Below are 21556 nucleotides of genomic sequence, written 5' to 3'. Positions count from 1 at the left end.
CAAAGCGCTACAAAAGGGACCATGCATGGGTTGTGCCACTTTCCCATGTGCGGCATCCGCACTGATGCGGCCGGAAATGCCGCGCCACCCACCTGCTTCCACGCGGGACGCCCTAGGGTGGGGTGCGTTCTTTGGGAGAGAGGAAGATCCGGTGAGCGGTACCGGTGGGCTTACGGTCCCGGCGGTCGTGGACAGCCCGACCCGTCCAGCGCCTCCGTCCAGCGCCCTGGCCCGCTGGCTGCTGCAGCTTCGCGTGCAGCCGGTGGGCCCCGAGGCGACCGAGGGGCACTCCGAGCCGCAGGCCTGGTGGAAGGTCATGTGCCTGACCGGCGTCGACTACTTCTCGACGCTGGCCTACCTCCCCGGCATCGCCGCGCTGGCGGCCGGGGCGCTGTCGCCGCTGGCCACGCTGCTCATCGTGGCGCTGACGCTGCTCGGCATGCTGCCGATGTACCGGAGGGTGGCGCGGGAGAGCCCGCACGGGCAGGGGTCCGTGGCGATGCTGGAGCGGCTGCTGCCGTTCTGGCGGGGCAAGCTGTTCGTGCTCGTGCTGCTGGGGTTCGTGGCCACGTCGTGGATCATCACGATCACGCTGTCGGCGGCGGACGCGTCCGTGCACGTCGTGGAGAACCCGTACTTCCCGAGCTTCCTGCACGGTCACGAGGTCATCCTGACCGTGGTGCTGCTGCTGATCCTGGGCGGGGTGTTCCTGCTCGGCTTCAGCGAGGCGGTCGGCGTGGCGATCCCGCTCGTCGCGATCTTCCTGATCATGAACGCCGTCGTCGTCGCCGTCGGGCTGACAGACGTCATCTCCTCCCCCGACGCGATCTCCCGGTGGACCGACGCGCTGACCAGCGGGACGGGCGGCTTCGGCGGTCTCATCGGGCCGGCCGTCCTCGCCTTCCCGCTGCTGGTGCTGGGGCTGTCCGGGTTCGAGACGGGCGTCAGCATGATGCCGCTCGTGGCCGCCGAGGGCGAGACCGCCGAGCGGCGGCTGGCGTCGCGCATCGGCAACACGCGCAAGCTGCTGACCTCGGCCGCGCTCGTCATGAGCGTCTACCTGATCGCGACCAGCTTCGTGACCACGGTGCTCATCCCGGCCGACAAGTTCAGGCCGGGCGGCGAGGCCAACGGCAGGGCGCTGGCGTACCTCGCGCACGAGCGGCTCGGCGAGGTGTTCGGCACGGCGTACGACATCAGCACGATCCTCATCCTGTGGTTCGCCGGGGCGTCCGCGATGGCCGGTCTGATCAACATCGTGCCGCGCTACCTGCCCTCGTACGGCATGGCGCCCGACTGGGGCCGCGCGGTCCGGCCCGTGGTGGCCGTCTACACCGGCATCTGCGTGGTGCTCACCATCGCCTTCGACGCCGACGTGGACGCCCAGGCCGGCGCGTACGCCACAGGCATCCTGGCCATGATGGTCTCCGGCGCGGTCGCGGTGACGATCTCGGCCATCCGCAAGCGCCAGCGGGCGGCCACCACGGGCTTCGCCGCGCTCACCCTGGTGCTGCTCTACGCGCTGGTGGAGAACATCAGGGAGAAGCCGGACGGCATCGCCATCTCCGCGCTGTTCATCCTGGGCATCGTCGCCATCTCGCTGATCTCGCGTGTCTCCCGTACGACCGAGCTGCGGGCCGACCGGATCGAGTTCGACGAGGCGGCGCGGCGGTTCATCGCCGACTCGATCGAGTACGACGGCGCGCTCAACATCATCGCCAACCGCCGCCAGTCCGGCGACAAGGCCGAGTACGAGACCAAGGAGACCGAACAGCGCGGCATGAACCCGGTCCCCGGGCGGGCCGACGTGCTCTTCCTCGAGATCGACGTCATCGACCCGTCCGACTTCAGCGACGCGCTCCACGTGCGCGGCGTCGAGGTGGACGGGCACCGTGTGCTGCGCGCGGAGAGCCCGGCCGTGCCCAACGCCATCGCCGCCGTCCTGCTGGCCCTGCGCGACGCCACCGGCGTCCGGCCGCACTGCTACTTCGAGTGGGCGGAGGGCTCGCCGCTGATGCACCTCTTCCGCTATCTCATCCTCGGACGCGGCGACACGGCGCCGGTCGTACGCGAGATCATCCGCAAGGGCGAGCCCGAGCCGGCCAAGCGGCCGGGCGTCCACGTCGGCGGCTGACGGAGCCCGCTCCCCACGGCGGCCAGGGGATGTACAATTTGGGCAAGTGTCCAAGGCGACCGTCCAGAAAGGCCCCGGCCAATGGCTCACGTATCCGGCGAGCGCGGCCAGGCGACCAGGCAGCGGCTGCTCGACGCGGCCGTGGCGCTCGTGCCCGAGGTCGGGTGGGGCGGCGTCACGACACGGCTGATCGCCGAGCGGGCCGGGGTGGCGCCCGGCGTCGTGCACTACCACTTCCCCTCGGTGACCGACCTGCTCGTCACGGCCGGGCTCGGCGTCACCGGTGCCCTGCTCGACCGGCTCGCCGAGGAGCTGTCCGCGAGCCCCGGCATCGAGGAGAGCGTGGACTGGCTGGTGGGCGAGCTGTCCCGCTACAGCGGCACGGATCCCGCCTCACTGCTGCTGACGGAGATGTTCCTGGCCGCGACGCGACTGCCCCAGCTGCGCGAGCGGCTGTTCGAGCAGCTCGCCGCCTTCCGTTCGCGCGTGGCGGCGTGGCTGGTGCGGCGGGGCCACGGAGGCGACGACGCGTACGCCACGGCCGTGATGCTGGCGGCGGCCGTGGACGGCGTGATGCTCCACCGCGCGCTCGACCCCGACTTCGACCTGGCGGCGATAGCGGGCCCGCTGCGGGCCCTGCTCGGCCACGGAGAGGACTGACCGCATGGAGATCGTCAATCAACCCGGCCCGCCGACCGGGGTCAGCCGCCTGCTGTGGCGGCTGCCCATCCATCTCTACCGGCTGGGGCTCGGCAGGCTGATGGGCGGGCGAGTCATGCTGCTCAACCACGTCGGCCGCGTCTCCGGCAGGCCGCGCCAGGCCGTCGTCGAGGTCGTCGAGCACGGCGAACGCGGCTACGTCGCGGCCTCCGGCTTCGGGACGCGGGCCGACTGGTACCGGAACGTCATGAAGGCCCCCGACGTCACCATCCAGGTCGGCGGCCGGACCCTGCCGGTGAGGGCCGTACCGCTCCAGCGCGAGGAGGGCGCCGAGCTCATGACCAGGTACGCGCCGCGCCACCCCGCCGCCGCCCGACGGCTCTGCAAGATCATGGGCTTCGCGGTCGACGGCAGTGTGGCCGACTATCGCGAGGTCGGCCGCCACATCCCGTTCGTGCTCTTCACCCCCAGCGGGAGCTGAGCCAGGCCAGGGTGGCGCGGCGGGAGTGCTCGCGCCGGTCCCGCAGGTGCGGGGCGTGCGAGGGCCCGGGGATGGCGGCGGTACGCGTCCAGTAGCCGAGGAGGGCCACCAGCAGGGCGTCCACGTGCTCGGGCACCGCCTGCTCCCCGAGCGGGTGCCCGGCGAAGACCTCTTCGGGATCGGGCTCCCCGAGGTCCGACTCCAGCAGCAGGCAGACCAGGTCCACCCAGGCGGGGCCCACGCAGGCCCGTCCCCAGTCCACCAGCCTGGCCGTGCCGTGCTCGTCGATGACGACGTTGTCGAAACGCGGATCGAAGTGGAGCATCGTGTCACCGGTGACCAGCGATTCCAATGCCCGCTCTGTCTCGGCGAGCCTGGGCAGGTGGTCGCGTTCCCACTCGCCGACACTCGCGGTGCCCGGGTCCTGCCAGATCTCGCAACGACCCGCCATGCGTGCGGCCACGGTGGGGAGGCCGTCAAGCGGGGCCGGGGTCAGCTCCCTGGCGCAGGCAGTGAGCAGGTCCAGCGCCGCCGACAGCTCCTCCGGGCGCCACGGCTCGTGCGGCACCCGCCCGGGCGCCACCTCCGAGCAGAGCAGCACCCAGCCGCCCTTCTCGCACGTGAACAGCAGCCGCGGCGCCGGCACCGCGGGCGGCAGCGCCGCGCTGACGACCGCCTCCTCGCGGTAGCCGTCAGCGTCGGCGCCGTCCGCCGGCACGGCCTTGACGAACACCCGCTGCCCGCCGGCGAGCGTGGCCACGCCGAGCACGCCGTCCGAGAAACCACCCCGGCGCTCCTCGAACCGCAGCACGGCGCCCACCCGGCGCTCCACTTCAGCGACGAGGGACGGCGGCAGCTCGGCGAAGTCACGCCGCCGAATCGGCCTCATCCTCCCTGTCCATCTCGCCGTCGCCGCGATCGAGCGCCAGCTTGGCGATCCTGAATCGGGCGCAGCGCGCCTCGAGCTCGCGTTCGTCCTCTGGGGTCCACCATTCGATCATGGGGATCAAGGTCATCGCATGCCACCCGTCGAAGCGATCGACTTGGCGGAGTCTTTTCACCTCAGCAACTCGACCGTGCCCCGCTCGCCGTCCACCCTGACGCGGTCGCCGTCGCGCAGGCGCATGGTGGCGTTGCCGGTGCCCACCACGGCGGGGATGCCCAGCTCACGCGCCACGATCGAGGCGTGCGACAGCGGTGCCCCCATGTCGGTCACCACGGCGGCGGCACGCGGGAACATCGGGGTCCAGCCCACGTTCGTCAGCGTCGTGACGAGGATCTCGCCCGGCTTGAGCCGATCGCCCTCCTCAGGTCCTGAGATCACGCGGGCGATGCCCTCCACGATGCCCGGTGCGCCGGGGAAGCCTTTCACGGTGTCGCTCACGGGCACGCCGGTGCCGCGCGCGTCGTAGACGTCGGCCCGCCGGTCGGGGTCGGCGGCCCAGCGCACGGGGTCGAAGTGGCCGACGATCAGCGCGGGGTAGACCGGCAGGGCGGCGTACTGCTCGTAGGTGGCCCGCCGTACCGGCACCTTCTCCAGCGGGGACGGGTCACCGCGCAGCAGGGCCAGCAGCTCGTCGAGGTAGAGGAAGAACACGTCGTCGCCGTGGCCCGACAGGTCCCCCGCCCGTACGGCGAACGCGCGCAGCACCCAGAACGCCCGCATGTTCTCCGAGCGCGTGGACTCGCGGTCGCGCACCACCGCGTTCCAGCGCCGGACCCTGGCGCGCATCTTGGCCTCCTGGCGCGGATAGCGCTCGGCGAAACGCGTCCACGCCTCCTCCCTGGCCTTCTCCTGCCGCGCGAGCAGCGCCTCGGTGTCGGCCCGCAGGTCTCGCAGGCCCGCGAGCTGGGCGTCGATCCAGCCGGAGTCCTCGCCGGGCCGCGGGATCGACACCTCGAACTCGTGGGGGCCGCGATGCCCGTACGTGCGGGCGAACTCCTCCCTGGTGATCTCCCCGCGAGCCAGCCTGGACAGGCCCATGACCGGGCCCAGGCTGGCCAGCTCGCCCTCGGCGTTCACACCGGTCAGCATGGCCTCGGCATCGACGTCGCCCATCATCTTGCGCAGCCGGTCGCGGGTCCAGACCAGGGTGGCGCCGCCCTGGCGGCCGGCGGCCTCCAGCATGCGGCAGGAGGTGACCATGTGCGGCCTGATCTCGCGTTCCCACAGGTCGGCCAGCTGCGGACCGGAGCCGGTGGCGGCGATCGTGGCGCGCAACTCCTCGCACCGCCGCCGCGAGGTGGCCAGGAACGCACGCAGTCCCTTGAGGTTGTGGCGCACGCGGCGCTGGATGTTGATCGCCAGGGGAAGGGTGCGCTTGATGATCTCCCAGCGCGACACCGGCACCATCGGCACGTCGAGGCCCGCCGGGAGCTTGCCGAAGACCTGCTCGACCGCGCTTAACCTGCTGCGCATGCCCAAGGCCCCGGCGATGGAGTGGACGATGCTCAGGTTCATGTAGAAGCGGCCGCCGATGTTGCCGACCATGTCGAAGCCGGGCAGGGCCGAGGCGGACATCGCCTCCTTGATGAACAGGCGCACGAGCGACCAGGTGATCGGCGTCATCACGTCGGGGATGGCCTCGCCCAGGTTGCCGGCGGTCCACAGGTAGTCGCCCTTGAGGCTGTCGTTCCACTCCTCGACCTGCGGCTTGATGCCGGTGATCGGGCGGGCCTGGACGATGGCGAACTCGCTGCCGCGCCTGGCCCACTCGACGTCCATCGGGGTGCCGTACAGGGCCTGGATGCGCGCGCCGATCGCGGCGAGCTCCACGGCCTGCGCCGCGTCGAGCACGGACCTGCCGCGCAGCTCCTCCGGCACGGGCTGCTCGTGAGTGCCGTCGGGGGTGCGGACGGTCATGACCGTCTTGTCGCCGACCTGCGACCGGGTGACGGCGCCGCCGGACACCACGATCGTGTCGGGGGTGACCTGGCCGCCGACGACCGCCTCGCCGAGCCCCCATGAGGCGTTGATGACGGTCTCGTCGCGGGCGCCGCTCATCGGGTTAGCGGTGAACATGACGCCGGCCGCGTCCGCGTCCACCAGCTCCTGGACCACCACGGCCAGCGCCACGTCGTCGTGGGGGACGCCGTTCTGCTCGCGGTAGGCGATGGCGCGTGGGTTCCACAGCGAGGCCCAGCAGCGCTTGACCGCGTCGAGCAGGGCGTCGCCTGTGATGTTGAGATAGGTGTCCTGCTGACCGGCGAACGACATGTCCGGCAGGTCCTCGGCGGTGGCCGACGAGCGCACCGCCACCGCCACGTCGTCGCCGAGAGCCTCGTACGCCCGGCTGATGTCCGCGGCGATCCCGGCGGGCATGTCGTGCTCGGCGAACAGCCTCCGCACGTCCTCGGCCTGCGGGATCTCGTCGCGGAACGCCGACACGAACGCCCGGTAGGCCTCGGTCGTGATGTGGAAACCACCGGGAACGGGCAGCCCCGCCCTGGTCAGTCTGGCCAGCGATGCGCCCTTTCCGCCCACGGTCGCGAGATCGGCCGCCGCGTCGTCGAGGGGAAGTACGGCCTTCACGTCATACGCTCCTTGAGCTTTTCGAACCGCCCATGGAGGCCGCCAGCCTCTGCTGGGCGATCTCCTCCACCGCGTCGAGGAAGTCGAGGGTGGCCCGGGCGACGGCGCCCGCGTCGTCGCCGGACAGGGGGCGGCCCGTGGTCAGGGTCCGCTCGATGGTGTCGGCGACCAGCTCCGCGATCCGGTCGTCGGACGGCCGCGGCTCGCCGGGGCTGCTGTCCGGCAGGAGCAGGAACCCGTACAGGACGGCGTTGGCCACCAGGACGTGGTCCCCCACCTCCTCGCGCACCGCGCCGCGCTTGACCAGCTCCGCCACGTAGGTGTCCAGAGCCTCGCCCGCCACCGGCGGCCTCCCGGAGTGCTGCTTCTGGCGGGCGAACTTGCCGAGCACCTCGGAGTCGCCCCGCATGAACGCGCTGAGCAGCGGGCGGCCGAGCAGGGCGCGGGCGAACTCGCCGTACAGCCCGCTCAGCGTGGCGGGGCCGCGGCCGCGGACGTCGGCGAGCATGCGCACCCGTTCGCGGCGCAGCAACGCGGCGAAGAGGTCGTCGCGCGTCTTCCAGTGCAGGTAGATGGTGCCCTTGGCGACACCTGCCCGCTTGGACACGTCGTCGATCGTGGTCTTGTCGTAGCCCCAGCGCAGGACCAGCTCGGCGGCGGCGTCGAGGATCCGGTGCGCCCGCTCCAGCTGGCGCACCGGATCCTGTGGTGGTCGTCCTGCCCTGACCATCCCGTCTCACCTCATTTGTTTGACTAGATGAGACTAGATGGTCATTTAATTAAGGACAAGTTCAGCCGAGCTTCGCCAGCAGCGACTCCGCCGACGGGGCGAACGAAGCATCCCCCGTGGACACGGCGGTCATCAGCAGTTGCCGGGCCAGTTCCAGGTCGCCCCGCTCGTAGCGGATCTCACCCAGCCGGCAGGCGGCCTCGGCCACCAGGTCGGCCTGCTCGGTCAGTCCCAGCGTCAGCTCGTAGTACCGCAGGGCCCCGTCGCGGTCGCCGAGCCAGTAGCACAGCTCGCCGAGGTGCGCCGCGGCCATCCCCGACTCCGTGTCCCCCGCGTCGATGACCTGCTGATACCAGGTGAGCGCCTCCGGGAAGTCCCGGTCCCGCTTGGCCAGCGCGCCCAGGTACATCGCCGCGACCGCGCTGTTGTGCCCCTCGCCCTCCTCGACGCCCCTCAGGTACCAGTGCCGGGCCCGCTCCTCGTCCTCGTCGTGATACGTCTGCCCAAGCGCGATCATGGCCCGGGCGGCGAGGCCGGCGTCATCGGCGTCGAGCACCCGCAGGTACGCCTCCCGGCCCTCGTCCACCATCCCGGCCCCGACCAGCGTCTGGGCGAGCGTGACCAGCGCGATGGGCTCGCCGCCCGCGGCCGCCTCCCGGAGCGTGTCCAGGGACGCCTCCGTGTCCCCGCGGTTGCTCTGCAGCATGCCGAGCAGGCTCCCGAACACCCCCCGGATGGGGCTGTCGGCGTCGGCCGCCGCCCGCTGCGCCACGTCGAAGAAGGCGTCGGTGTCCCCTTCGTCGTCGAGCAGGTCCAGCAGCCTGCCACCGGCGACGAACCGTACGTCCGGCTCGTCGTGCCCGCTGAGCCGCTCGTAGATCGCCCGCGCCTCGGCCGTCTCGCCCAGCTCGGCCAGCCGGTCGGCGATGTCCAGCTCGGTGAACGGCCCCCGCCCCGTCAGCTCGTGGTACGCCCGCACGGCCGCCGGGTCCTCGCACTGGCCGGCCAGCTCGCTCGCCACACCGCCGGCCTGGTCGCCCATCAGCTGAAGGATCCCCACGGCCAGGGCGTGCTCGCCGCGGTCGGCGGCCTGGTGGGCGAGCACGCGGAGGTTGTCCGTCGCCAGGTCGGATCCGGCCTCCGCGGCGGCGGCGAACGCCTGCGCCGCGCCTAGCTGGTCGCCCTCCTCGTGCCGCCAGAGGCCGAGCTGCACGCCGGCCCTCTCCACCGCGCTCGGCTCGCCGGACTCGATGGCCAGCCGCACCTCGCGCTCGGCTCCGGCCGTGTCGCCCAGCTCCCGCATGGCCTTGGCCAGGTCCACCCGGATGCCCGCCTCGGTGTCGGGGAAGCCGGTGTCCACGCCCCGCTGGAACATGAGGGCCGCGTTCTCCATGTCGCCCCGGGCCTTGTACGCGTCCCCCCACGTCCAGTAGCCCATCGACACGGTCTCGGGGTCGCCGGTCCCGACGGCCTGCTCGGCCTCCCTCGCCACGGCGTCGTAGTCCTGCTCGACGAGCAGGTGGGTGAGCAGGTGGCGCAGGCTCTCGAGGTCGCCGTCCACTGCCCCTGCGGTCAGCGCCGCGCGTACGCCCGCGGTGTCGCCGCCGGTGTTGAGGAGTTCGGCCAGCACGACGGCGGTGGCGGGCATCGCGGCACGCGCGGCCTCGATCGCCCCGTCGAGGTCGCCGCGCCGGTGGCGGACGATGGCGATGTTGCGCCAGGCGTCCGCGGCCGTCTCCTGGTGCTCCGTGGCGGGGAGGGTGGCCAGCTCGGCCTGGCAGTGGTCGCCGCGCTCCGCCTTGATGACGCCGAGATCCAGCGCGGCCTGCGCGGCGAGGGCGGGCTCGCCCAGCTCGATGACCACCCGGCAGAGCGCCGTGGCCGCATGGTGATCGTCCAGCCCGCGAGCCCGCTCGAGGATCTCGGCGAGGGGCTCGTGCCGGGCCTCCGGGTCCGCGGCGGCCAGCAGGCGGCGTACGCCCCGGGCGTCGTCGTCGTTGAGCGCGAGCAGCACCTCGGCCATCAGCTCCGACCCGGCGAACTCGGTCAGCGCCGCGACCGCGCCCTCCCGGTCCCCGTCGTCGGCCAGCACCCATCCGCGTTCCTTGGCCGAGGCCGTGCCGAGCCGGACCCGGGCGACGGCCGTGAACCACTCGTCGTCGTCCTGGGCGACGACCCGCTCATAAGCGGATCGGGCGTACTCGGCGTCGCCCGCCTCCGCCAGCAACCTGCCCGCCGCGACCAGCGTGCCGGACGCGGACTCGGGGTCGGCGGCCACGGCGCGCTCGAACGCCTCCCGCGCCCCCGCCACGTCTCCGGTCCTGGCGAGCAGCTCACCGAGCAACTGCGCCTCCCACGCATCCCGGGATCCGCGGGTCAGGAGGGATAGGGCCGCTGTCAGGTCGCCGTGGTCGCGCAGAACGCAGACGAGCTGGAGCCGTCCCATCGCGCCGAACTCGCCGGCCAGCAGCTCCCGGGCCTCCTCCGTCGCGCCGCGCGCCACGAGCACCTCGGCGAGCCGCATGGTCGCGTCCTTCCTGCGCCTGTCGTCGAGCCCCTCGATCGCCGCCCGGTAGGCCGCGGCCGCCTCGTCCAGCAGCCCGAGCTCCTGCCGCACCCGCCCGATGTCCCACTGCGTCATGGCGGCCAGGCGCTCGTTGCCGCCCTCCGCGACCTGCCCCCACGCCTCCAGCGCGCCGCGCTTGTCGCCCGATTCGTTACGCAGCGCGCCGAGGTAGCACCCCGCCTCCTGCCGGTAATCGGTGTGCCCGGCGACCAGCATCAGGGAGAGCGCCCCGTCGGCGGCGGCGATCTCGCCCCGCCGCTGCCAGGCGTGCGCGCTCTCCATGGCCAGCATGCTCGCCAGGAACGCGCTGCCGTCGTCGCCGATCTCCTCGAACGCCTCAGCCGCGCCCTCGAAGTCCCGGTCGAGCAGGGACCGCGCGTAGCGTCCCATCGCCTCCGGCTCCCCCGTGACCGGCTCGAAGGCCGCCCGCGCGGCGGCGAGGTCGTCGACCCTGACCCGGTTCAGCCCGAGCAGCCAGGCGGTGCGCCCGCGATCGTCCTCGGAGATCTCCTCCTCGAGCCGCCTCTCGTGCATGCGGCAGACGGCCAGCAGGTCGCCCTGCCGCTCGTACACCGTGAGCAGCGCGCCGGCCGCCTCTGCCCGCAGCCCGCGGTTGCCGCTCTCCAAAGCCATCGTGTGCGCGGCCCGCGCCTCGGCCAGGTCGTGCTCCTCCACGAGCCCGCCCAGCGCGTACCCCACCCACGGCGCCAGCACCGGATGGCCTTCGGCCCTGGCCCGGCGCAGCAGCGCGACCGCCTCGTCCTCGTCGGACAGCATCTCCTTGCAGATCACGGCCGCGTACGACAGAGCCAGCGGGTCCCCGGCGTCGGCCGCCGACTGGAACAGCTTGGCCGCCTCCGACAGGTCGTACCCGATCGCGGCGAGCACCTGCGCGAACACGGCTGTGCCGATCGCCGCGACGGCCGGATCCGCGTGCTCCATGGTCGCGTGGTAGCGGACCAGCCCTTCCTCCCTGCCCAGCCGCTGGTGGTCGAGGATCGCCTGCAGCACCGGGTGCGGCTGCTCGCCCGACTCGCGCAGCAGGTGCAGCAGGAAGGCCGCGTTGAAGCCCTGGAGCACGTCGTCGCCCTCGGCCACGTACGCGAGCAGCTCGTCGGCCTGCTCCCGATCGCCCTCACCGATCTCCAGCTGGGCCAGCGTCACCATGGCCCTGAGCGCCTGCGCCGGCGCGCCCGAGTCGGCGGCCTTGCGCATCAGCCGCCTGGCCTCGGCCAGGTCGCCGGCCTGCATGCGGGCCAGCCCCTCGTCGGTGTCCTGGAGCGCCTGCTCCTCGACGGGGTCGGCCAGCGGCTGCTGCCTGGCGGCGTGCTCCAGCAGCAGCCCCGCCTTGAACGCGGTGTCGGGATCCTCATGCCCGGCCGCGAGCCGCACCGCCTCCATGACCTCGTCGTACGCCTCCGGATGCTGGTCGAGCAGCATGCCGAGCAGCGTGACGCAGATCGGGGCCCACTCGTCCTCCCCCACCTCCAGCACGGCACGCAGCGCGGTCAGCGCCAGGGCCGGCTCGCCCGCCTCGGTGTGCATCTGGGCCAGGCACGCCTGGGCCTGCACGACGTACTCGTGATGACCGCTGGCCATCACCCGGCGGAAGATCGCCTTCGTCTCCTCCACGTCGCCGAGCGACGCGGTCACCTTGGCCAGCTCGATCAGCGACGGCAGCCGGATGCCCGGCCTGGGGTCCTCGGCGGCCACGCGGTAGGCGGCCGCGGACTCGGCGTACTCGCCCAGGTCCACCAGCACCGCGCCGAGCAGCTTGTGCGCCATGGCCAGGTGGTCGGGGTGCCCGACGGCGATGGCGTGCTCGCACACCTCCCTGGCCTGCTCGAACTCCTCCTCTTCGGCGTAGATCCGGTACAGCCGGAACGCCGACAGCGACACCACGTCCGGATCGCCGCAGGTCAGCAGCGCCCGGTAGTCGTCCTCGTCCTCCGCCTGCTCATAGAGGTCACGGGCCGAGGCCGGGTCCTGGTGAAACTCGGGCAGCTCCAGCCGGTCGGCCAGCTCGGCCACGGCGGGACTGTCGCACCTGCGCGCCCGCTCCAGCGCCTCCTGCGCGCCCACCACGTCGCCCATCTGCGTGAGCACCAGCACCAGCGCCGTGTCGGCGAGCGCGGCCACCTCGAAGTCGGCCCCATCCGACGCGATCATCAGCACCCGGTGCGCCGCGGGCCACTCCTTGGCGGTGACCAGCATCATCCCCATGGCGATGGCCGAGCGCTGCCCGAACACGGGGTCACCCGACTGGATCACCGATCTGTGCGCCGCCTCGGCACCGTCCAGGTCCCCCTGCTCCTGCAGCAGCCCGGCCAGCAGATGGGACGCTTCCGGATCTCCCGTGGCCGCGATCTGCCTGAACAGCGCGGCGGCCGCATCGAGATCTCCCGTTTTCCAGTAACTCATGGCCGCGTCGAGCTGTTCTGACGCCATTGCTCACTCCAAAGTCATCCAACAATGTGAAAAAGCTACACATCTGCCACCTCCGTCACAGGGCATTCCGAGATCTCGCGCCCATGGCCTCCACCACGCGGAGGCGGGGGAGGCCGTAGCGTAGTCCCCATGGGCAGAGCGTTCTGGATCGATCAAGAGTTCGACAGAGACCGTGACGGGCGCTATGCCGTACACGTCCGCAAGAATCTCGAAGAGTTCGAGTGGGGCGACATCGCGCCCATCAGGTTCGCGTGCGCGGCGTGGCGGCTGGCCACGCCGCCGTCGCTGGCCCCCGGCTACGTGAGGTGGGACCGGCGCGTGCTGGACGCGACCTGCCACCGCAACACCTGGGACGGCTCGCTCTACGCGCGCGTCAGGGTGGTCTCGCCGCTGCCCGAGGAGCTGACCCGGTCGCGGGCCTGGTGGCGCGACCGCGGGTGGCTGGGCTGGCAGGAGACCTTCGGCCAGTACGTCGACCCGACCCAGCAGGACCTGGCCAGGCACCCGTTCCTGCGGGCCACGCTGCTCCTGGAGGTGCCCGTGCCCCTCGACGACCTGCCGCCCGAGCCCGAGGGGCCGCACGACGAGGTCGAGCAGCGCGCGCACCGGGCGGTGGTGGTGCTGACCCGCGAGCTCAACGCGCTGGTGTCACCGGTGCTCGACCAGCTCGGCGGCTAGCATGCGCGGTTGATCCGCGGGTAGCAGGGACGCATGAGGACCCTGCTCATCCTGGTGCCGGCGCTCGCGCTCGCCGCTACCGGTTGCGCCCCTGACATGGCCGCTCCGGCGCAGGCGGCCGAGCGCTTCCACGCGGCTCTCTCCGCACACCGTGAGGATGCCGCGTGCGCGATGCTCACGCGCAAGACCGCCGAGAATCTCCCCAACCCCGGTCAGACCTGCGCCGAAGCGCTGCGCGAGCTGGGTCTCGGTCCGGGCGGCTCCGTCACCGCCGTCAGCGTGTGGGGCGAGGACGCACAGGTACGGCTGGCCGGCGACACGCTCTTCCTGCACCGCTTCACCGACGGCTGGCGGGTCAAGGCCGCCGGGTGCGAGCCGGTGCACGACCTTCCCTACAAATGCGAAGTGGAGGACTGATGCGTGTGATGTTCACGCTGACCATGCTGATCATCGTGGTCGGCCTGGCGTTCTTCTTCGTGGTGGGGTGGTCGCGGCTGTGAGGTGGCTCAAGGAGAACTCTCTGGCCCTGGCCTTCATGATCATGTTCTTCCTGGCGCTCGGCGGGCAGGCGGTGTCCGGGATGCTGGAGTACAACGACCGGCAACTGGTCGAGGGCGCCGAGCCCGTCTCGTTCCTGCAGTACGTGACGTCGTCCTCGTTCGCGGTGGACGTGTCGGAGAACTGGCAGTCGGAGTACCTGCAGTTCTTCCTGTTCATCATGCTGACCGTCTGGCTGGTGCAGAAAGGGTCGCCTGAGTCCAAGGACATGAAGGAGGCGGGGGCGGAGTCCGACGAGAGGCAGCGGGTCGGGGCGTATGCCGGCTCCGGGTCTCCCCGGTGGGCAGGCGCCCGCGGGCTGAGGCTGTGGTTGTTCAGCAACTCGCTGGGACTGGTGATGGGTACCGTCTTCGTGCTGTCGTGGCTGGCGCAGTCGGTGGCGGGGCAGGCGGCGTACAACTCGGAGCGGCTCGGCGACCTGCGCGATCCGGTGTCCTGGTGGTCGTACGTGACCTCGCCCGAGTTCTGGAACCGGACCCTGCAGAACTGGCAGTCCGAACTGCTGGCCGTGCTGTCGATGGTGGTGCTCTCGATCTACCTGCGGCAGCGGGGGTCGCCCGAGTCGAAGCCGGTCGGGGCGCCTCACGCGGCCACGGGCGTGGAGGGCTGACCGGTGATCACGGCGACGACGCGGGCGTCTTGCGGGAAGGCGCCTTGCCGGGCGAGGTCCAGGATCCCGTAGAGCATTTTGGCCACGTAGACGCCTTCGACACGATATTTCGCGATAAAGCGGTCCAAGGCAGGTGTTGACTTGGCGTATCCGCCGAAGTGGTAATCCATGCGGATCTCCCAGTTCGACCACGTGCGCCCGTACGCCTCGCGCTGGAGCCTGGCCACCTCATCGGCGAGGAACCCCGCCCCCTTCAGCACCGCGAACCCGATCGCCCACTTGCCCTCCGGCAGTCCGGCCGAGATCCCGGCCAGCGTCCCGCCGGTCCCGACCGGGCAGCAGATGACGTCGTACTCCTCGGTGATCTCCCCCGGCAGCTCGGCGCACCCGCGCACGGCCGCCGCGTTGCTCCCGCCCTCGGGCAGGATCACCACGTCGTCACCCCACCGCGCCCGCAGCCCGGCCAGCACCGGCTCTGTGTGCTTGAGCCGGTAGGTGGCTCTGTCCATATAGGTGAGGGTCATCCCGCACGCCCTCGCGTAGGCGAGTGACGGATTCAGCGGCAGATGCTCCTCACCTCGTATGACCCCGATGGTCTGGATCCCGTGCCGCCGCCCCGCCTCGGCCACGGCCCTGATGTGGTTGGAGTACGCGCCGCCGAAGGTGAGCAGCCGGGAATGGCCGAGGTTGTACTTGAGTTTGCGTGGCTTGTTGTCGTCATGCATCAGGAACACCCGGACCCGCCCGAGCCCTGGATCCAGGAGTTCCTCCATGGCGCTAGTCTACGGTCGGGCCTTTGTTGAGGAGTGTTCGATTATGCGCGTTGTTGAAGCTTTTCGTGCCGCCTATGGCGCGTCCCCCCAGACCGTCTGGCATGCGCCCGGCCGGGTCAATCTGATCGGCGAGCACACCGACTACAACGACGGCTTCGTACTCCCCTTCGCCGTGCCGCTGGGCGTCACGGCCGCGGTCACCCCGCGCGCGGACCGTACCATCCGGATCCTGTCGCTCCAGTCCTCCGGCGAGCCCGTCACTCTGGCGAGCCACGACGAGTCGAAGGGCTGGACCCGCTACGTCGTCGGCGTCCTGGACATGCTGGGCGACCGGGTCGCGGGCGCGGACATCGCCATCGACGGCGACATCCCGCCGGGCGCGGGCCTCAGCTCCAGCGCCGCCCTCGAGGTGTCCGTCGCCTCGGCGCTCAACGACCTCCACGACCTGGGCATGACGCCCATGGAGATCGCGCTGCTCAGCCAGAAGGCCGAGAACGACTTCGTCGGCATGCCCTGCGGCATCATGGACCAGGCCGCCTCGGCGCTGTGCCAGGAGGGACACGCTCTGTTCCTCGACTGCCGCTCCCTCGGCTCCCGCAACATCCCGCTCGACCTGGCCTCCCACGGGCTGAGCATGCTCATCATCGACACGCAGGCGCACCATGAGCACGCGGGCGGCGAGTACGCCAAGCGCCGCGCGGAGTGCGAGTCGGCGGCCCGCAAGCTCGGCGTCCCGGCCCTGCGCGACGTCACGGACCTGGCAGGGGCCCTCGACCAACTGCAGGGGGACGAGCGCAAGCGCACGATGCACGTGGTCACGGAGAACCACCGCGTCGAGGCTCTCGTCGGCCTCCTGCGCGCCGGCGCCGTCAACGAGATCGGCGCCCTCCTGAACGCCTCACACCTGTCGCTGCGGGACCAGTACGAGGTGTCGTCGCCGGAGCTGGACGTGGCGGTGGAGGCCGCCATCCGTGGCGGCGCCCGCGGCGCCCGAATGACGGGCGGCGGCTTCGGCGGCTCCGCCATCGCCCTGGTGCCGGTGGACCGCCTGCCCGCCGTCGAGGAGTCGGTGTCGAACGCGTTCGCCGAGCACGGCTTCCAGACCCCCCGCTTCCTCCCCGCCACCCCGGCCCCCGGCGCCCACCGCCTGGCATGAGACGCCTCGTGACGCGGGACGTCTCGCGGCGTGGGACGCCTCGTCGCACAAGGGGCCTCGCGACGCGGGACGCCTCGTCGCGCAAGGGGCCTCGTCGCGTGAGGCGTCTCGTCGCGTGAGGCGTCTCGTCGCGTCAGGTCTCGGGGTGTGAGGTCTCGGGGTGTGAGGCACGTCGTGGTGTGAGACGCCCCGCGCCGTGAAACGTCGTGCCGCAAGGCGCCTTGCGGCGTGAGCGACCGTTTGGCACCGGACGGCCACGGACCACGCAACGTAGGACGGCCGTCGCCACGAGCCGCGAGCCGCCATAGGCGCCGCGACCCGAGCGCAGCGGGGGCGGGACGGCGTGCGGCAGAGCCCAGCGCCCCGAACGGCGCCCGCCCCCATGGTGGGGGTGAGCGCGGCGCCAAGGGCCATGACACGGCGGTGGCCCTATCGAGGACGGCCGAGTGTCGCGGCGAGGACCGTAGCGTGGTGGCGTCGGATGTGGCGGACCGCCCGCAGCTTGGCGGCGACCAACGTGGCCGGACGACCGTCGCCCCGGGAGCCGCCACACGCGCCGCGCCTCCGAGCACCGCGCCGGCGGGACGTACCGCGTCGACGCCGCGGTGTGCGGCGGAGCCCGGCGCCCCGAACGGCGCCACGGGTGGGTGGGCCATTGCGTCCGGCTCGAGGAGTCAAGGCGCGCGTGCATTTCGTGGTTTGGCGGGACAAAGCAGCGACCGCGAGTAAAGATGAGGCTACTGGTCCCCAAAGGCCGGTAGCCGCGGACAAGTCGTGACGGTGGCGAGGAGAGGGCGCCGCCATCAGGAACGTGCCGCCGACCCGGAATCGGCGAAGCGATCCGATGACGGAGAAGTGCTGATTGCCGCGTGCGTACCTGGATTACGAACCTGCGTCCATTCGATGCCCTCGCCGTACAGGCGGTGCTCGAGCGAACCACCGACCTCCGCGAGGCAGAGCGTTTCATCAGGCTCTTCCACGCCGAACACCCACAAGCCGGAGGCCTGCACGCCCGGCTGCGCGACGTCGCCAGAGACGTGGCCCGCCGCGGCACCTACACGCACACGTACGAGGAGCTGGAGTTCGGCGCCCGGGTGGCCTGGCGCAACAGCAACCGGTGCATCGGGCGGCTCTACTGGCGCTCGCTGAAGGTACGTGACCGCCGGCAGGTAGCCACGGCCGAGGGGGTGGCCCTCGAGTGCGTCGCCCATCTGCGCGAGGCCACCGGGAACGGAAAGATCAGGCCGACCGTCACGATCCTGCCCCCCGACACGCCGGCCCTCCGAGGGCCACGGGTACTGAACGACCAGCTCATCCGGTACGCGGGCCACCGCAACCGCGACGGGAGCATCGTCGGCGACCCGCGCAACGTGGAACTCACCAAGATGGCGGAGGCGCTGGGCTGGCGCGGCAGGTCGGGGCGGTTCGACGTGCTGCCGGTGATCATCCAGCCGAGCCTGGGCGAGCCGCTCATGTGCAACCTGCCAGGGGACGCCGTGCTGGAGGTGCCGCTGGTTCACCCCGAATACCCGTGGTTCGAGGAGCTCGGACTGCGCTGGCACGCCGTACCGGCTATTTCGGATATGTGCTTGGAGATCGGCGGCATCTGCTACCCCTGCGCGCCCTTCAACGGCTGGTACATGGGCACCGAGATCGGCGCTCGCAACCTCGCCGACCCCGACAGGTACGACCAGCTCAGTGTGGTCGCCGACCGGCTGGGCCTGGACACCTCCACCGAGCGGACACTGTGGCGCGACCACGCGCTGGTCGAGCTGAACGTGGCGGTGCTGCACTCGTTCGAGCAGGCGGGGGTCACGATGACCGACCACCACACCGAGTCGCGCCGCTTCCTCACCCACCTGTCACGCGAGGAGAAGGCCGGGCGCGTCTGCCCTGCCGACTGGTCGTGGATCGTGCCACCGCTCTCGGGCAGCGCCACCCCGGTCTTCCACCGCTACTACGACACCAGCGTCCTCACCCCCGCCTTCGTCCACCACCGGTAACCGATCCTTGCCATCCCCGGCTAGAACATGGTTCGGTTAGTGCATGGCAGAACTCGTGCTCTCATCCCTCGACCAGGGCGTACTCACCCTGACCTTCAACCGTCCCGACACGCTGAACGCGTGGACGAGCGCCCTGGGGCGGCGCTACTTCGACCTGCTGACGGAGGCGGAGAAGGACCCGGAGGTGCGGGCCGTGGTGGTCACGGGCGCGGGCAAGGGGTTCTGCTCGGGGGCGGACTTCAAGGCGCTGGCCGCGATCCAGAGCGGCTCCTACGACGAGGAGCCCGACCCCCGGCCGAACACGTTCCCGGCGACCATCGCCAAGCCGATCATCGCCGCCGTCAACGGCGCCTGCGCGGGGCTGGGCATGGTGCACGCGCTGGTCTGCGACCTCGTCTTCACGGCCGCGGACGCCAAGTGGACCACCGCTTTCCCGCGCCGGGGGTTGGTCGCGGAGTACGGGCTGTCCTGGGTGCTGCCCAGGATCATGGGGCAGCAGCGGGCCATGGACATCCTGCTGTCCGGGCGGGTGTTCACCGGGGCCGAGGCGTACGAGCTCGGGCTGGTGAACCGGGCGGTGACGGGTGAGTCGGTCGTCGCCGAGGCGCAGGCGTACGCGCGGGAGCTCGCGGCGTACAGCTCTCCCGCGTCGATGGCGGTGATCAAGCGGCAGGTGTGGCACGACTGGGACACCACCCTGGAGGCCTCAGCCGCGACGGCCGTCCAGGAGATGGTCGCCTCCTTCGGCCGTCCGGACTTCGCGGAGGGCGTCGCGAGCTTCCTGGAGCGCCGCCCGCCGAACTTCCCGCCCCTGTGACGCCACGCGCCCCTGGGAGAGCCCAGGGGCGCGGCGGTGGGGGCTACCGGCCCACGCGGTCGTCCCACAGGCACGTGAGGTGGATGACGCGGCTGCGGTGCCAGCGCTTGCCGACCGTGACCTTGCGCGGCAACTCCTTGGCCGGCACGCTGATCGACAGCCGGTCCTCGGGTACGGTCGTCACGCCGTCCTCGGTGGCGGCCTCGGCGAGCTGAGGATCGATGAAGTCCTCGTCGATGAGCTCAGTCACCTTCGCCTTGGAGAACTTGACGACCTTGCCGTCGCTCAGCCAGCACTTCAGCCCGCCACCGCGGACGCCCGGCTCGACGTGCACCCTGACCGGCCCGTCGTCCCGCACCTTGACCGGGCCCTCGTCGCGCACGTGGAGCGAGCCGTCGTCGGCCAGCGCGGACCCGGCCATTCCGGCCAGCCCCAGCATGGCGGCGGTGACGACGACGGCGACGCGTCGCTTGAACATGGGATCTCCTTCCCCGATTCGATGAGACAGCCCCGAGACTGGCCCGCGGCACCTGAAGCGAGGCTTAAGAGAGCCGAAGTGATCTTCAGGTACGCCCGATGTGGCAGCCGGTGGTTGAGATCTTCCGGGGAAGGGGGACGCGGTGTGGCGGGCAAGGGGTCACCCGTCAGGGGCGGCGCCGTACCAGGCCCAGGTCCAGCGCGGCCAGCACGGCCGAGGTCCGGTCGGAGACGCCCAGCTTGCCGAAGACCCGCAGCAGGTACGTCTTGACCGTGGCCTCCCCGATGTACAACCGCCTGCCGACCTCCGCGTTCGTGAGCCCCTCGGCCACCAGCTCCAGGACCTCCCGCTCACGAGCCGACAGCACAGGCGCGGCCCGCCGGTCGGCCAGCCGTGCGGCGACCGAGGGTGACAGGACCGTCTCGCCGCGGGCCGCCGCCCGCACGGCCCGCGCGAGGTCGGCCCGTGACACGTCCTTCAGCAGGTATCCGGCCGCCCCCGCCGCCACCGCACGCAGGATCTCCCCGTCATCCTCGTACGTCGTCAGCACGACGACCCGCTGGCCTGGCCCCAGCCGCACGATGGCGCTGATCCCGTCGCCGCCGGGCATGCGCAGATCCATGAGGATCACGTCGGGCCCTAACCGGGGCACGACCGCCACGGCCTCGTCCGCCGACCCGGCCTCGCCGACGACCTCGATGTCCGGCTCTGACTGAAGCATCCCGCGCAGGCCCTCGCGCACGATGGGGTGGTCGTCGACGATCATCACGCTGAGCACGGCAGCTCCACCGCGACCGTGGTGCCCTCGCCGAGGGAGCCGCTGATCCGCACGGTGCCGCCGAGCCGCGTCACCCGGTTGCGCATCGCGCGCAGGCCGTACCCGTCCTGGACGGCCGAGGGGTCGAAGCCGCAGCCGTCGTCGCTGATCGACATGCGCACGGCCGCGCCGGGAACGTGCTCGAGCTCCAGCCGCACGGAGCGGGCGCGGGCGTGCTTGCGCACATTGGCCAGCCCTTCCTGGGCGGCCCGTACCAGCACCTCCTCGACGGGGCGCGGCACGTCGGCGGCCCCTGCGACGGTCATCTCCACGGGCAACTCGAACCCCCTGGCCAGCCGCCCCAGCGCCTCCTCCAGCGAGGCGCCCTCCAGCGCGGGCGGCGCCAGGGCGGCGATGAGGGCCCGGGTCTCGGCGAGGTTGTCCTTGGCGGTCTGCATGGCCCGCGCCACGTGCGGGTCGCGCCCGTCCTCGGCAACCCGCAGCAGCATGAGAATGCTCGCAAATCCCTGCGCCAGCGTGTCGTGGATGTCACCGGCCAGCCGCTCGCGCTCGGCCAGAATCCCCGCCTCCTTGCTCACCTCGGCCAGCTCCTCCCGGGTGCGGTCGAGCTCCTCGATCAGCCGGGCCCGCTCGGTGTTCTGCCGCCCGAGCCGCTCGATGAACACCCCCAGCAGCGAACTGGCCGACACCCCGATGACGATCGCCACGGCGATCAGCAGCGGATGCGACCCGTTCTCCGCCATGAGCTGGATCACAGGACCGGCGAACATGGCCACCATCACGGCCACCGCCCGCGCCGCCCGCAACGCCATGAACGTCATGGGGATCAGCGCCGACAGCGCGACGGCGGACTGCGGCGCGAGCAGATCGGCCGGAGTGAACAGGACGAGCATCGCGGCGACGTGCCACCAGCTCTCCTTGATGGGCGCGACCGGCGCCCGCACCGCCTTGTGGCCCCACGCCACGTACGAGACGGCGATCAGGAGCAGCAGCACGATGGCGACCGGCGCCCCGCCGGTCGCCACGATGGCGACGATGGTCGCCACCAGCACGATCGCGAAGTACGCGTCCCAGAAGGGATAGGAACGGGACCAGGCGTTCTCCGCCCGCGCGTCGACGGGTCCACCCATGATCGGACATCTTACCGGGGACGT

The 21556-nt window shown here is 71.6% G+C and carries 18 protein-coding genes; 9 read left to right on the top strand and 9 right to left on the bottom strand.

Features of this window, described 5'->3' with window-relative positions; all coding sequences use genetic code 11:
• Positions 1-151 precede the first annotated feature (151 nt).
• The 3 genes from ACQPWU_RS14765 (at position 152) to ACQPWU_RS14755 (ending at position 3275) form a co-directional block, all read left to right on the top strand.
• Complete coding sequence (locus ACQPWU_RS14765) at positions 152-2134, top strand: amino acid transporter (RefSeq protein ID WP_433440215.1); 1983 nt, start codon at positions 152-154, stop codon at positions 2132-2134.
• Positions 2135-2215: 81 nt separating this feature from the next.
• Positions 2216-2794: a TetR/AcrR family transcriptional regulator gene (locus tag ACQPWU_RS14760; protein WP_433440213.1), complete on the top strand. Its 579-nt coding sequence runs from the start codon at positions 2216-2218 to the stop codon at positions 2792-2794.
• Positions 2795-2798: 4 nt separating this feature from the next.
• Positions 2799-3275: a nitroreductase family deazaflavin-dependent oxidoreductase gene (locus ACQPWU_RS14755; RefSeq protein WP_433440211.1), complete on the top strand. Its 477-nt coding sequence runs from the start codon at positions 2799-2801 to the stop codon at positions 3273-3275.
• On the opposite strand, the gene ACQPWU_RS14750 is transcribed toward ACQPWU_RS14755, so the two are convergent.
• From ACQPWU_RS14750 to ACQPWU_RS14730, 5 genes are all read right to left on the bottom strand, one after another.
• A complete protein-coding gene (locus tag ACQPWU_RS14750) occupies positions 3256-4164 on the bottom strand; it encodes a phosphotransferase family protein (RefSeq protein WP_433440209.1) in 909 nt (302 codons plus the stop codon). The genes ACQPWU_RS14755 and ACQPWU_RS14750 overlap by 20 nt on opposite strands.
• Entirely contained in the window at positions 4142-4291 is a 150-nt protein-coding gene (locus tag ACQPWU_RS14745; RefSeq protein ID WP_433440207.1) for a hypothetical protein, read from the bottom strand. The genes ACQPWU_RS14750 and ACQPWU_RS14745 overlap by 23 nt, the downstream gene beginning before the upstream one ends.
• A 41-nt stretch (positions 4292-4332) precedes the next feature.
• Positions 4333-6807, bottom strand: coding sequence for a PEP/pyruvate-binding domain-containing protein (locus ACQPWU_RS14740; RefSeq protein WP_433440205.1), 2475 nt, complete (start codon positions 6805-6807; stop codon positions 4333-4335).
• 1 nt (position 6808) lies between these two features.
• Positions 6809-7537, bottom strand: a complete 729-nt coding sequence (locus tag ACQPWU_RS14735) for a TetR/AcrR family transcriptional regulator (protein WP_433440203.1) — start codon at positions 7535-7537, stop codon at positions 6809-6811.
• Between the two features lie 61 nt (positions 7538-7598).
• Entirely contained in the window at positions 7599-12551 is a 4953-nt protein-coding gene (locus tag ACQPWU_RS14730) for a tetratricopeptide repeat protein (protein ID WP_433440201.1), read from the bottom strand.
• A gap of 129 nt (positions 12552-12680) precedes the next feature.
• Between ACQPWU_RS14730 and ACQPWU_RS14725 the strand changes: the two genes are divergently transcribed.
• The 3 genes from ACQPWU_RS14725 to ACQPWU_RS14715 all read left to right on the top strand — a co-directional run bounded on the left by ACQPWU_RS14725 (position 12681) and on the right by ACQPWU_RS14715 (position 14397).
• Positions 12681-13229, top strand: a complete 549-nt coding sequence (locus ACQPWU_RS14725) for a hypothetical protein (protein WP_433440199.1) — start codon at positions 12681-12683, stop codon at positions 13227-13229.
• A gap of 33 nt (positions 13230-13262) precedes the next feature.
• Positions 13263-13646, top strand: a complete 384-nt coding sequence (locus ACQPWU_RS14720; protein ID WP_433440197.1) for a hypothetical protein — start codon at positions 13263-13265, stop codon at positions 13644-13646.
• 79 nt (positions 13647-13725) lie between these two features.
• Positions 13726-14397, top strand: coding sequence for a DUF6766 family protein (locus ACQPWU_RS14715; RefSeq protein WP_433440195.1), 672 nt, complete (start codon positions 13726-13728; stop codon positions 14395-14397).
• Here the strand turns inward: ACQPWU_RS14715 and ACQPWU_RS14710 are convergent.
• Positions 14370-15170, bottom strand: a complete 801-nt coding sequence (locus ACQPWU_RS14710) for a 1-aminocyclopropane-1-carboxylate deaminase/D-cysteine desulfhydrase (RefSeq protein WP_433440193.1) — start codon at positions 15168-15170, stop codon at positions 14370-14372. The two genes, ACQPWU_RS14715 and ACQPWU_RS14710, sit on opposite strands and share 28 nt — an antisense overlap.
• A 43-nt stretch (positions 15171-15213) precedes the next feature.
• Between ACQPWU_RS14710 and galK the strand changes: the two genes are divergently transcribed.
• The 3 genes from galK (at position 15214) to ACQPWU_RS14695 (ending at position 19146) form a co-directional block, all read left to right on the top strand.
• On the top strand, positions 15214-16326 hold the full coding sequence (gene galK, locus ACQPWU_RS14705) for a galactokinase (RefSeq protein ID WP_433440191.1): 1113 nt from the start codon (positions 15214-15216) through the stop codon (positions 16324-16326).
• A gap of 923 nt (positions 16327-17249) precedes the next feature.
• Positions 17250-18329, top strand: a complete 1080-nt coding sequence (locus ACQPWU_RS14700) for a nitric oxide synthase oxygenase (RefSeq protein ID WP_433440189.1) — start codon at positions 17250-17252, stop codon at positions 18327-18329.
• A gap of 43 nt (positions 18330-18372) precedes the next feature.
• Positions 18373-19146 carry an enoyl-CoA hydratase-related protein gene (locus tag ACQPWU_RS14695; RefSeq protein ID WP_433440187.1) on the top strand — a complete coding sequence of 258 codons (774 nt, stop codon included), beginning with the start codon at positions 18373-18375 and terminating at the stop codon, positions 19144-19146.
• Positions 19147-19189: 43 nt separating this feature from the next.
• Here the strand turns inward: ACQPWU_RS14695 and ACQPWU_RS14690 are convergent, their stop codons facing one another.
• The 3 genes from ACQPWU_RS14690 to ACQPWU_RS14680 all read right to left on the bottom strand — a co-directional run bounded on the left by ACQPWU_RS14690 (position 19190) and on the right by ACQPWU_RS14680 (position 21532).
• Complete coding sequence (locus ACQPWU_RS14690) at positions 19190-19624, bottom strand: hypothetical protein (RefSeq protein WP_433440185.1); 435 nt, start codon at positions 19622-19624, stop codon at positions 19190-19192.
• 166 nt (positions 19625-19790) lie between these two features.
• Positions 19791-20402: a response regulator transcription factor gene (locus tag ACQPWU_RS14685; RefSeq protein ID WP_433440183.1), complete on the bottom strand. Its 612-nt coding sequence runs from the start codon at positions 20400-20402 to the stop codon at positions 19791-19793.
• Positions 20390-21532 carry a sensor histidine kinase gene (locus ACQPWU_RS14680; RefSeq protein WP_433440181.1) on the bottom strand — a complete coding sequence of 381 codons (1143 nt, stop codon included), beginning with the start codon at positions 21530-21532 and terminating at the stop codon, positions 20390-20392. The genes ACQPWU_RS14685 and ACQPWU_RS14680 overlap by 13 nt, the downstream gene beginning before the upstream one ends.
• Between the last annotated feature and the right edge of the window lie 24 nt (positions 21533-21556).

The organism is Nonomuraea sp. CA-141351 (assembly GCF_050944675.1).
Classification (GTDB): domain Bacteria; phylum Actinomycetota; class Actinomycetes; order Streptosporangiales; family Streptosporangiaceae; genus Nonomuraea.
Note: the sequence above shows the minus strand (reverse complement) of the source record. Positions and strands in the feature narration are given on the sequence as shown.